Origin of the sequence: Planotetraspora thailandica, assembly GCF_016863335.1 — a bacterium.
GTDB lineage: Bacteria > Actinomycetota > Actinomycetes > Streptosporangiales > Streptosporangiaceae > Planotetraspora > Planotetraspora thailandica.
This window is the reverse complement of sequence record NZ_BOOR01000023.1, coordinates 80,046-91,373: the sequence shown is the minus strand read 5'-3', so window position 1 is coordinate 91,373 and position 11,328 is coordinate 80,046. Positions and strand designations below refer to the sequence as shown.

Here is an 11,328-nt window from a genome sequence, read left to right as displayed (position 1 = left end):
GGGCCCGCCGGCGAACGAGCGGGCGCGCAGGCGGGTGGTACTTCGCTACCTGCTGTCGCCGGTCCGGATCTCGCGACTCGGTTCCGAGGTCCAGGTGGACTTCGCGGAGAACACGATGGTCGGTTCGGACTTCGGCGGGCTCCGTGCCGTGGCCACCGGGACTCACCAGCAGCTGCGCGCGGGCCTCGTGCTGTCCGCCATCGGCTTCCGGGCGGACATGGCTGATCTGCCTGTCGCCCCGTCCGGTCGCTCGGTCCTTCACCGGGCGGGCCGGGTGCTCACCGGCGTCGATGGCGAGGTTCTCCCAGCGGTCTACGTCACCGGTTGGTTGAAGCGAGGCCCGCGAGGAGTGGTCGGCTCCAACAAGGCGTGTGCCATCGAGACGGTGGGCAGCCTGCTGGAGGATTACGAGGCCGGAACACTCACCCGCGACCTGCGGCCGGCGACGGAGCTGGAGGCGCTCCTGAGCGAGCGGCAATCAGACCGCCTGGACGCGGCCGGATGGCTCCGCGTCGATGCGCTCGAGCGTCGCAACGGCCGGTCCGCAGGTCGACCACGCCGTAAACTGACCAGTCTTGCCGAGATCGTGGAGGCCGCACGCTAACCACCCAAGCCGCTGCCGTGAGGAGTGAACATGGATGAGAACCCAACTCGCGGGTTGCCGCTCCTGGGGTGCCCGCCGTGCCGGCGGTGAGCGGTCCGTCCGTCACGTCGAAGGTGCTGGCCATCCTGGGCGCCTTCACCCATCTGCGGCCCGAACGCACCCTGACGGACATCAGTAGGGCCGCCAACCTGCCGTTGTCGACGGTGCACCGGCTGGTGAATGAGCTCGTCGCCTGGGGAGCCCTGGAGCGCAGCTCGGACGGCAGCTACCGCATCGGGCTCCGACTCTGGGAGATCGGCGCGCTGTCACCTCGCGGATCCGAGATCAGGGAGACCGCGCTCCGCTACATCGCCGACCTGTACGCCCGCACCGGGAATAACGTCGCGCTGACCACCCTGGACGGCGAGAGTGCGCTGCCCATCGTCTGGATCGTCGCGGAGCGGTCGGCGCACCTGCTGGGTAGCACCGGCACCCGGATCCCGCTCCACGCGACCGGCGCAGGTCTCGTGCTGTTGGCGCACGCCCCGATGGATCTGCGGCAGAAGGTCCTGGAAGGCTCACTGCACCGGTTCACGACCGAGACGTTGGTGGAGCCGGACGACCTGCGGCGTGCCCTTTCCGACATTCTCCGGCGCGGGTACGTCGTCAGCTGCCGGCAGTTCACCGACAGGTCGACGTCGGTCGCTGCCCCGGTGTCGATCGGGGTGGGCGGGGCAACGGCCGCCCTGTCAGTGATCATCCCCGCGACGGAGGACTGGCGAAAACGGGTGCCCGTGGTCGTCGGCCTCGCCCGTAAGCTGTCCGCGGCGCTCAAGTCCCAGGCACTGGAGTGGCGCCACACATGACGGCGGCCGACTCCGCGCTGCTTGTCATAGCGGGTCGCGATGGCGCGGCACTGTTTCAGCAGGTCGAAGCAGCGTTCCCCGGTTTTGCGATCTCTGTATCGGACAGAGTTGAACGCCGGGGGACCGGCACCCGGATGAGGTCGCGGGCGGCGACGATCTCGCTGTCGAACGCCTTGGCCGCCTCCTCGACGAACCGCGGCTCGTCGGCGAAGGAGTAGCGCTCGGAGAAATGCGTCAGAACGAGGCGGCGCACACCGCAGTCCCGCGCGACCTGGCCCGCCTGGGCCGCGGTGAGGTGGCCGTACTCCTGAGCGAGGGCGGCCTCATCCGACAGGAACGTCGACTCGATCACGAGGAGGTCGACTCCTTCGGCCAGCGCGAAGACGCCGTCGCACAGGCGCGTGTCCATGACGAACGCCGCGCTCTGCCCGGGCCGCGGCACGCTGCACTCTTCCAGCCGTACGGCGGTGCCGTCGGCGAGGGTGACCGAGCCCTGTCGCTGCAGCTCGCCGATCATCGGGCCGTGCACGCCCCGCCGTGCCAGTTCCTCGGGAAGCATCCGGCGCCCGTCGGGCTCGTCGAGGCGGTAGCCGTACGACTCGACGGGATGGGAGAGCGGACGGGCGGTCAGGGTCACGGGACCGGCGGGCCACCGGACGACCTCGCCCGACGCGGGCCGCGGGATGATCACCGAGGTGTCGGCGAACGCGGTGGCGTGGCGCAGCCGCTCCCAGAACTCCTCGCCGCTCGCCGGATAAGCGGCCTGTACGGCATGGGCCACCTTGTCCCGGGCGATGCGCTGCACGACGCCGGGCACGCCGAGGCAGTGGTCGCCGTGGAAGTGCGTGACGCAGATCCAGGTCACGTCGTGCGCGCTCATGCCGGCCATCGTCATCTGGCGCTGGGTTCCCTCGCCGGGGTCGAAGAGGAAGCCCTGCCCGTCCCAGAGGAGCAGGTAGCCGTTGTGGTTCCGGTGTCGCGTGGGCACGGCGCTCGCCGTGCCGAGGACCACAAGCTCGCGGGTCATGCGGGTCAAACTACCGCCTGCGGGGTGCCGGTCCTCACCTCAAGCCACCGCCCTCCGGCGCGCCCCCGGGGGATGGGGCACAAGGCCAAGTGGGCCCTTACCGGGCCGCACGCGCCGCCGTCACGGCGCACGCCGCCGCTTCCCGCTGGCGCTCCCGGCGGACAGTGCGCAAAGAGCGCCGGACGGCTGGCGCGGACAAGGTGAAGGGCCGCCAGGCGGCAGTACATCTCTGATCACAGGGCTTCGGGCTGAGTTGGAAGTGCCCGCCCGGAGCTGGCCGCGCGTGGTCGTGCCTCCGGCGGGGCCCTCGGGCTCCGGGTGGCATTCGAATGTATGTTCGGCTTGTGGGGTGGCTGGGGTGGGGGTGGCCACCCCGCCGGCCATCGACCCAGGCCAGCCCAGCAGACCGCCTCCTCCGTCGCTGGCCCGCTGCCGCTCCGCGGTCGGGTCCGATGGCAGCATCGGGGTGGACAGGGGGCCTGCAGTATTCCCGCAGGCTGGCCGCCTTCCGCACGGAACGGATCGATGTGCACGCCCCCGGCTTGTAGGCCGGGTTATTTGGTGTCATTTTGGCGTTATGCCGGATTTGGGCGGGTTATACAGCAAGTGAGATATTTGGACAGTGTGTGTCCGGCACGACAGGTCGTTGCCAGCTGGAGCGGAATTGTGATTATGACTGGGCAATAACCCCGAGCTTGCGAGGAAAAGGAGACGATCCACGTGGTGGAGATATTTAATCCGCGAATAGATGACGTCCCCGGTACCCTCCCCCACGACAGCAGGTACCACTTCACGGTCACGTACTCGGCATCGTTCGATCCGGCAGAGATGAGTGACACCTTCCGCGAGTTCGTAAGACTTCGAGAGGAAGACATTCTCAGCCCAGATGACGAGATCGCGGCGTCCTTTCCCGCGGGGAACACGTTCAGACCCAACCTGCTTCCCAACCGAGCCGATACTCGCCCCGGGCACCAGGGCATGAGAGTCGTCGACCGAGCGGTCAAATTTGCCCTTTCGCCGGGGGCCGTGAACACAGAACTCGGGAATGAAGAGATCTACGGAGAAATCTGGCTGCGCTCATCTGGGAACCTTGCTAGTACCGGCCCCGAAGGGTCGGATAGCGGGCTGGCGAGGACAAACATTGGCGAATTTCCTATCTGAGTAGAGAAACACGCCGGCGTGCCCGTTGCGTGCCCGTACAGTCGGCAACCGACGGAGAGTCACGGGGACTCACGGTCACCCCACCCATATAGGCCCGGGTCACCGTTTCCAGGTGTCGCGGCATGATCTTGAGAGACTTCCCAAGCTGACAGAATCTCCGCCAGGCGCTGTCCTTCCGCCTTCCGATGGGTTGAGAGAGACGTATCGGCTAACCATCTCCACCATTTTCAGGTGCTCTACGTGGGTCTGGCCAGTTAAGTTGAGGGCGGTGTTCGTGAGAGGAGAGATCATGTCGGACCAGTTGACGACCTTGTGGCGGCCGACCGGGCCGGAGGAGTTGGAACTGGTGCGGCAGTCCGAATGGCGGGCATGGCCGCCCCGGTTACCCGAGCAACCGATCTTCTATCCGGTGCTCAACGAGGACTACGCCATACAGATCGCTCGCGACTGGAATGCCCCCCGTTCCGGGGTTGGCTATGTGACCCGCTTCCAGGTGCGCAGCGACTTCCAGGTGGCGCAGCGACTTCCTGGCGCGCTACCCAATCCAGCGGGTAGGCGGTAAGACGATTCTCGAACTGTGGGTGCCTGCTGAGGACTTGGACGAGTTCAACGCACACATCGTCGGCGTCATCGAAGTGGTACGCGAGTTTCGGCTCGATCACGACAGAGGATAAGACCGGCTTACCTGACGTCCAGGTATCGACAATCGCCTGCCCGATGCCATCCCCGCATTTCGCCCGCGTTAGGGCATCGTGGGCAAATATGGCTACCAACGTGATAACCCCGCCGGTGATCGCGACGGAGAGGACCTTCTGAGACGTCTTCATCGGGCCGGACCCCTGCATGCTTGCGATACCTGCCGCAACGTACAGTCCCAGGCCTGTCACAGCCAACGCAAGCTAGGACGTGCCCGTGCCGTGCCGTACGGTCGCCGGCCCGCTGCCGCTCCGATATCAAGGTTGCAAAGGCGTGATTGGCTGAGAGCCCGAAGGGGAGCCACACGCGGTGAACCAGCATGAACGGGGCTGGACTCAGTTGGCTGGCTGGCCTGATCTCGCATCCGGATCAGCGTGAACTGATCGATACGGGGAGAGTCTGATTCGAGTCCTATCGCGGGAGCTTGCATGCCCATACGGTCGGCGTCTCGCGGGGAAATCCGGGCAAACGGGGTGGACAGGCGGGACGCGATTGGACGTGCGCCCACGCATGACCGTCCGAGACCATCAGGATCCACACCCTTAGGCCCGTCATCTGGTCGCGGCGGTGCCGGGCCGGCTCACCCATGAGGCCGCCAACGCGCCCAGACCCCCGCCGATCAGCCCGAGTACCAGATTGATCACCAGGTGCGCGACGCCCGCGGCCAGGATGTCTCCCACCAGGAACGTGGCCATATCCGCCGCATGGCTGCCGCCGGTGGCGAACTGGCGCCGGTAATCGTCGCGGGTACCGAGCACGTCAAGGTTGGTCAGCGTCATCACGACGGCGAAACAGAAGACCGCGACACCGCTGGACAGGCCGGTGAACAGCCCGGCCCGCAGCGCCGCGCCCGGGTCGTGGATGCGCACCCCGGCCAGTACCCCCGCGGCAACGGTGACCGCGACTGCGAGGAGGGCGAAGGTGCCGCCGACGGCCTGCTCCACCGGTCGGTCAAGTTTGGCCGGACCGCCGGCCCAGATCTCGACCGACCAGGCCGCGGCGGCGGCCAGCCCCACCAGGGTGCCGAGCGCGCGGCCGGTGCGCGGGCGGCGCAGCGCCCAACCGGCGAACCCGAGGTAGAGGGCGATCATCGCGCCCAGGGCGATGAGTGAGGCCGGCGCGACGGGATCGTGCAGGTTGGCCGGGTAACGCACCAGCGAGAACACGGCCAGCGCGGCGGCGGCGCCGACGCCGGCGAGCAGTGACCAGGCCGGCCAGCGCGGTGGGCTGGCGTCAGGGATCACCGCGTACCTCCGGCGAAGGTGGGCGTCGAAGGTGGAGGCGCATTCTGTCTCCCCAGCAGTAAGCGGACGGATCGGTCCTATGAGCGAATCCTGCTCGCCACTGAGTATCAAGGCCAGGGACAGAGGCCGATTGTTACATCGCTCGTATTCCGGAGGCTCAAGTCGGCGAGTCTCGAAAGGTTGCTGTAGAGCAAGGGCGCGCGCTTCCCGTTCGGGGCACCAGGACGCTGAGAGCGAACAGTCGCCCGCCCGGTATACGGGTGATCCGACCCCTGCGGCTCTGTTCCGTTTCTGTTCCGCCGGAGCGCGAGGGATGCCCAAAACCGTTGGCAACTGCTGGAACATGAAATCCCAGCTCAGGGCCAGTTCCGGAGGTTAGCCGCAGGTCAGAGAAACGCTGCGAGCAGAACCCGGCCTACAGGCCGACTCGTCCTCTCGTGCAAGGAGCCGGACTTCGATGGGAGAAGCACGACCATTTCTGTTACACGCCGCACCCTGATCGAAATGCCGAACGACCGTTACTCGATGTAGAGTGCGGTCGAAATTCATTTGAGAAGGAGTGACTAGTCGATGATTGCTTCACCAGGAGATCGTCCCATAATCGAACGGTACGTATTGCTCGCCAGTAGCCTTATCCTCCGATACGGGCTCGTGGTGGTCGTCGCTTGGATCGGCGCCCTGAAATACACCGACTCGGAGGCTGTGCGTATTCAACAGTACATTACGCACAGTCCGTTCATGAGCTGGATGACCGACGCCCTCAACGTACGGGCATTGTCCAATTTCCTGGGTACCGTTGAGATCATCGCGGCTCTTCTGGTCGCCCTCGGGCCATGGCTTCCGCATTACTCCGCCGTAGGCAGCGCCCTGGCTTCTTTGCTGTTCCTCACCACATTGAGTTTCCTGTTCACCACTCCTGGCGTCGGCGATCCCACCGCCGGAGGTTTTCCAGCACTGTCGCCTTTGGGGCAATTTCTGCTCAAGGACTTGGTGCTGCTAGGTGCGTCCCTATGGACATTGGGCGAATCTATCGCTGCGGCCCGACTGGGAAGATCGACACGGGCACCTGGCCGGCCCGCTTGACCTGCGCGGGGCGTTGTCGGGTTGACCATGGTTAACCCCGCGCTTTCGCGCCGTGTGAGGGTGATCTGATCGTTTACATGAAGACGAGCGACGCGCCGGGCAGCTCCGCCGCCTGGCCTGCCACTCCGCAGGTGGTGCAGGCCTGGCCCAGGGGCCTCGCGTGCCCGTTGCGTGCCCGTACGGTCGGCAACCAGCGGGGAGTCACGGGGACTCACGGTCACTCGACCGACATGCGCGCAGGTCACCGTTACCCCAGGTCACCCGGATGCTGTTGAAAGACTTCCCAAGCTGACAGCGCGGGTTCGTTCCCCTCACCCGCTCCACAGACGAAGGCCCAAGAGCGATGCAATCGCCGAGCATTGCTGCGCGCCTGGCGGCTCGCGCGTTCGGCGGCCTGGCGGGCTTTTGCATGATGTCACGGATCGGCCGTGCCACCGAGATGCCCGGGCCGGTGCGGGCGTCGGCCGACTCCCGCACCGGCGGCCGGCCTCAGCCGGACACGATCAATCCTTCGACCGGGCCGGAGAGCGCGGCCTTGAAGTGACGGCTGAAGTCGTCGGCGAGCAGTTCGGACTCTCCCTTCTCGAGGGATGAAACGATGTCCGCGGCCACTGCGCGCGGATCGTTCTTGGGCCCGTCCAGCTGCCTGACCAGGTCGGTGTCGGTCAGACCCAGCTGAACGCCGAGCACCTGGGTGCCCTGCGCGGCGAGTTCCGCCCGGAGGTTGTTGGTCATCGAGATCAGGGCGGCCTTCGCGGAGCCGTAGGTGCCGGAGCCGGGGAATCCGGCGATCCACGACGTCAGCGAATGGACGTTGACCAACGCGCCGCCCCCATTCGCCGCCAGCGCGGGAGCGAACGCCTTCGCGATGCGCAGAGGACCGAACGCCACGAGCTCGAAGACGCGACTTACCTCCTCGTCGTCGTCCCCGAGGAGTGGCCCGAAGGTCATGGTGCCGGCGTTGTTGACGACGACGGTGACGTCACCGGCGGCTTGCGCGAGCGCGGCGGCGGCACGCGGGTCCGCCAGTTCGAACTCGAGCGGGACGATCCTCGGGTCGTCCTCGGCCACAGGCCTGCGAGAGGTGACGTACACCTTCGAGGCCCCGGCCCGGAGAAGCTCCTGCACGATTTCCTTGCCCAGGCCTCGCTGCCCGCCCGTGACCAGGGCGATCGCTCCACTGGCAGTGGTCATTTCGCACTCCTTGAATGACGAAGCGCTCCATCGCGCGCGACAGAGACGTAAGGCATTTAGCCTCTGTCTTAGAGCGTGCCCGTCTTGGGTGACGTAGTCAAATAGACTCTTACCTATGTCATGGGTGGCGACTGAGAGATTTGGGGCCAGGACCGCCCCGGCCGGGCTCGCGTTGGTGCAGGAGTTGCTCAATACGCATGCCGTCGAACGTGGAGGCGGCGGGGATCTGCTCAGCAAGCGCACGTCGGCGGAGGAGTGGCTACAGGGGGCTGCCCGGGAATGGGCCGTCAGCCGGGGACTCGGCGCCCCGGAACTGTCGCTCTCCCAGGAAGACTGGGAGGCGCTGCGGAACCTCAGGGCGACCGTGGAGGAGCTGCTTGCGGTTCCCGCCGATGAGCGGCCCTCCTCCCCGGCCGGCACGCCGGTAGGCGTCAGGCGGCGCGCCCAGGTGGTCCTTGTCACCGACGACGAGGGGCGGGTGGTGATGGCTCCGTTCGGCTCGGGCAGCGTGTGGCTGGAATCAGCCGTCTGGTCGGAGATTCTGCTCGCGCAGCGGACCGGCGAGTGGGTCAAGCTCAAGCTGTGTCGCGAGCCCGGGTGCCGGTCCGCTTTCTACGACACGTCCCGCAACGGCAGCGGCGTCTGGCACAACGTCCGCACCTGCGGGAACATGGCGAACCTTCGCGCGTCCCGGATCCGTAAGAAGACGGGGACCCCGGCGGATGACGGCGCCGACAGCGGTCCGAAAGCGGAGCCTACGGTGAGGTGATCACACAGTGAAGATCCGGCCGAGGTGATAGTCGAGGACACGCTGGACGTCGGCCACCGTCCGCCTGCCGTGGAGGACGTCCATGCCCAGCCCGGATATGCCGGAGACGAGCAGGTCGGCCTCGTGGTCGGGATCGAGCCCGGGCGCGGCCGCACCGGCATGCTGAGCCTCCCTGAGGATGCCGGCGACCAGCAGTTCCAGAGGGTGTGAGGCGGACAGGAAGACCGACGCGAGCGTGGGGTCGGTCAGGCTGCGCGCGTAATAGGCCGCGAACACCCGCAGGGCCATGCGCCTGCGGCCGTCCAGCGGCAGGAACTCGCGCATGATCGCCTGTAGCAGGGCGCGGGGGTCGGCGGGGTCGGGCAGCGCCTGGAGCCGCGCCCTCGCGTGACGGTCTTCGGCGTCGTTGAGGAGCTGGAGCGCGGCGACGAGGAGCCGGTGCTTGCTGGTGAAGTGGTACTGCACCACACGCAGGGACACCCCGGCCTCGGCGGCGACCTCCCGCATGCTCGCCGCCTCCAGCCCGCGTTCGGCGGCGATGCGCCAGACCGCCTCGGCTATCTGGCGGTGCCTGGGTGAAGGCGCCGCCGGGGCCTCGCTCGAAGGCGTGGGAGGGTTCCTCCGCCGCCGGTACGCCTTGGCCTGGCAGCCGCGCGAGCAGTACGCCCGGGGCCGGCCCCGCACAGGTGTGGAGAGCGGGGCGCCGCAGATCCGGCATGCCCGGCTCTTTTCGTCACGCACATTCGCAGTTTACTTCCATGAGAACTGTGACGTAATCAAAGAAATGTCCTCACACTCGCCTATTAATGCAATCGACGATGGATACGTTTGTAACGTCGGCCATTGCGATGAGGGGAGTCCGGCGATGGGTGAGGCCTGGTACCGGCTGGGCATGCTTCTGGCGCTCGCGGCGGGGGTCTGGGAGGGGCCCTTGGCGATCATCTTCCGGCTGTTCACCGACAAGGAGCCCACGGTGCTGACCGCGGCGAACTACCTGTCCGCACCCTGGTGCTACGTCGGGGCAGTGGGGGCGATGATCATCGCCTTAGGCGTCATCGTGGTGCTGGACGCCGGCCACAAGCGGGCGACGGGACGCGCGCGGTAGCCCGCTGCGTGCACGTCCGTGACCCGTGCGGGAGCGAAGCGGGCGATGCGGGAGAATGGCCCGATGGCGGGAACCGTGGCGTTCGGGAGTGTTCCGACGAAGCTGGGCGACGTGCTGGCGGCCGTCACCGAAGACGGCGTCGCCGCCACGTCTTTCACCGACGCGCCGGACATCCGGGCGCGGATCGCCGATCGGCTCGGGCTCCCCGTCGTCGACGACTTTGCCCGTACGGCCGCCGCCCGCGACGAGCTGCGGGCGTATTTCGGGGGAGACCTCAAGGAGTTCGGCGTGGCCGTCGACTGGCGGCTCATGTCGTCGCTCCAGCGCCAGGTGCTCGGCACGCTCTTCACGACCGTTCCGTACGGACAGGTCGTGACGTACGGCGAGCTGGCGGTGCGAAGCGGCACCACCGTTCCGGCCCGGGGAATCGGTTCGATCATGGGCAGCAACCCGATCCCGATCATCGTGCCGTGCCACCGGGTCGTCGCGGGCAACGGGCTGGGCGGGTTCAGCGGCGGCGACGGCGTCGAGTCCAAGCGCTGGCTGCTGACCCTCGAAGGCCACCTGCCGCCCACGCTCGACTGGGACCTGTGACCGCCTGGTGAGGACGCCCGCGGAGGTCCCCGGCACTGGGAGACGTGTCGACCCGGGAGAATTGGGGGCGTGGGGCAACTACCAGTGATCGCCGTCGTGGGGGCCACGGCGGCGGGCAAGTCGGACCTGGCCGTCGAGCTCGCGCTCAGACTCGGCGGCGAGGTGATCAACACGGACTCGATGCAGTTCTACCGTGGCATGGACATCGGCACCGCCAAGCTGTCGGCCGCCGAGCGCCGGGGCGTGCCCCATCACCTGCTCGACATCTGGCCGGTGACCCGGACGGCCAGCGTCGCCGAATACCAGGGGCTGGCCCGCCCGCTGATCGAGGAGCTCGAGGCCAAGGGGCGACCGCCGATCCTCGCCGGCGGCTCCGGCCTCTACGTGCGGGCGGCGATCGACGATCTGGACTTCCCCGGCACCGATCCGGACATCAGGGCCCGGCTTGAGGCCGAACTGGCGGAGACCGGCCCCGCGCCCCTGTTCGCCCGGCTCACGACGCTCGATCCCGTGGCCGCGGAGAAGATCCTCCCGAGCAACGGCCGGAGGATCGTGCGAGCGCTCGAGGTCATCGAGCTGTCCGGGCGGCCGTTCTCGGCCACGATGCCGTCCTACGACGCGGTCTACGACAGTGTGCAGATCGGCGTCGAGGTGCCGCGGCCGCTGCTGGACGAGCGCATCGAGCTGCGGGTGGCCCGCATGTGGGAGGCGGGCCTGGTCGAGGAGGTCCGCCGCCTGGCCGGCGAGGGGCTGGCCGAGGGTAGGACGGCGAGCCGGGCGCTCGGATACGCCCAGGTGCTGCGCTTCCTCGACGGCGAGTGGACCGAGGAGCAGGCCAGGGAGGAGACCGTCCGCGCCACGCGCCGGTTCGCCCGGCGGCAGGAGTCGTGGTTCCGCCGCGACCCGCGTGTGGTGTGGCTGCCGTTCGACGCGCCGGACCTCGCAGAAAGGGCCCTGGCCCTGGTCGGTGCCTGATCCCGGGTCGGGCGACGCGCGGCCGGACCTG

General features: G+C 67.6%; 13 protein-coding genes and 1 pseudogene. 9 read left to right on the top strand and 5 right to left on the bottom strand.

Translation table 11 applies throughout. The features are described from left to right. Together Pth03_RS17050 and Pth03_RS17045 are read left to right on the top strand one after the other, a co-directional pair. Window positions 1-604: ferredoxin--NADP reductase domain-containing protein (locus tag Pth03_RS17050; protein WP_505873147.1), on the top strand; the 604-nt coding region annotated here is incomplete at its 5' end. A gap of 77 nt (window positions 605-681) precedes the next feature. Continuing rightward, window positions 682-1,449, top strand: a complete 768-nt coding sequence (locus Pth03_RS17045) for an IclR family transcriptional regulator (RefSeq protein ID WP_203945254.1) — start codon at window positions 682-684, stop codon at window positions 1,447-1,449. Between the two features lie 55 nt (window positions 1,450-1,504). Here the strand turns inward: Pth03_RS17045 and Pth03_RS17040 are convergent, their stop codons facing one another. Continuing rightward, window positions 1,505-2,476, bottom strand: a complete 972-nt coding sequence (locus Pth03_RS17040; protein WP_203945253.1) for a ribonuclease Z — start codon at window positions 2,474-2,476, stop codon at window positions 1,505-1,507. A 720-nt stretch (window positions 2,477-3,196) separates the two neighbouring features. Here Pth03_RS17040 and Pth03_RS17035 point away from each other — a divergent pair. Continuing rightward, a complete protein-coding gene (locus Pth03_RS17035) occupies window positions 3,197-3,637 on the top strand; it encodes a hypothetical protein (RefSeq protein ID WP_203945252.1) in 441 nt (146 codons plus the stop codon). A gap of 289 nt (window positions 3,638-3,926) precedes the next feature. After that, window positions 3,927-4,311: pseudogene (locus tag Pth03_RS17030) on the top strand (ADP-ribosylation/crystallin J1). A 573-nt stretch (window positions 4,312-4,884) separates the two neighbouring features. Here Pth03_RS17030 and Pth03_RS17025 read toward each other — a convergent pair. Then, on the bottom strand, window positions 4,885-5,577 hold the full coding sequence (locus Pth03_RS17025) for a hypothetical protein (RefSeq protein WP_203945251.1): 693 nt from the start codon (window positions 5,575-5,577) through the stop codon (window positions 4,885-4,887). Window positions 5,578-6,147: 570 nt separating this feature from the next. On the opposite strand from Pth03_RS17025, the gene Pth03_RS17020 reads away from it, so the two are divergent. Continuing rightward, window positions 6,148-6,660 (top strand): YkgB family protein, encoded by a 513-nt coding sequence (locus Pth03_RS17020; RefSeq protein WP_203945250.1) that lies wholly within the window; start codon window positions 6,148-6,150, stop codon window positions 6,658-6,660. Between the two features lie 73 nt (window positions 6,661-6,733). Here the strand turns inward: Pth03_RS17020 and Pth03_RS42120 are convergent, their stop codons facing one another. Both Pth03_RS42120 and Pth03_RS17015 read right to left on the bottom strand, forming a co-directional pair. Continuing rightward, window positions 6,734-6,865 carry a hypothetical protein gene (locus Pth03_RS42120; RefSeq protein WP_275413125.1) on the bottom strand — a complete coding sequence of 44 codons (132 nt, stop codon included), beginning with the start codon at window positions 6,863-6,865 and terminating at the stop codon, window positions 6,734-6,736. 284 nt (window positions 6,866-7,149) lie between these two features. Next, window positions 7,150-7,854 (bottom strand): SDR family oxidoreductase, encoded by a 705-nt coding sequence (locus Pth03_RS17015; RefSeq protein WP_203945249.1) that lies wholly within the window; start codon window positions 7,852-7,854, stop codon window positions 7,150-7,152. Between the two features lie 115 nt (window positions 7,855-7,969). On the opposite strand from Pth03_RS17015, the gene Pth03_RS17010 reads away from it, so the two are divergent. After that, on the top strand, window positions 7,970-8,623 hold the full coding sequence (locus Pth03_RS17010; RefSeq protein WP_203945248.1) for a CGNR zinc finger domain-containing protein: 654 nt from the start codon (window positions 7,970-7,972) through the stop codon (window positions 8,621-8,623). Here the strand turns inward: Pth03_RS17010 and Pth03_RS17005 are convergent, their stop codons facing one another. Further along, complete coding sequence (locus tag Pth03_RS17005) at window positions 8,624-9,364, bottom strand: TetR/AcrR family transcriptional regulator (RefSeq protein WP_203945247.1); 741 nt, start codon at window positions 9,362-9,364, stop codon at window positions 8,624-8,626. Between the two features lie 124 nt (window positions 9,365-9,488). Here Pth03_RS17005 and Pth03_RS17000 point away from each other — a divergent pair, with 124 nt between their 5' ends. From Pth03_RS17000 to miaA, 3 genes are all read left to right on the top strand, one after another. Further along, window positions 9,489-9,728, top strand: a complete 240-nt coding sequence (locus Pth03_RS17000; RefSeq protein WP_203945246.1) for a hypothetical protein — start codon at window positions 9,489-9,491, stop codon at window positions 9,726-9,728. A 63-nt stretch (window positions 9,729-9,791) separates the two neighbouring features. Further along, a complete protein-coding gene (locus Pth03_RS16995) occupies window positions 9,792-10,322 on the top strand; it encodes a methylated-DNA--[protein]-cysteine S-methyltransferase (RefSeq protein ID WP_203945245.1) in 531 nt (176 codons plus the stop codon). Between the two features lie 69 nt (window positions 10,323-10,391). After that, window positions 10,392-11,297, top strand: a complete 906-nt coding sequence (miaA, locus tag Pth03_RS16990; protein WP_239119108.1) for a tRNA (adenosine(37)-N6)-dimethylallyltransferase MiaA — start codon at window positions 10,392-10,394, stop codon at window positions 11,295-11,297. The last annotated feature ends 31 nt before the right edge of the window (window positions 11,298-11,328 follow it).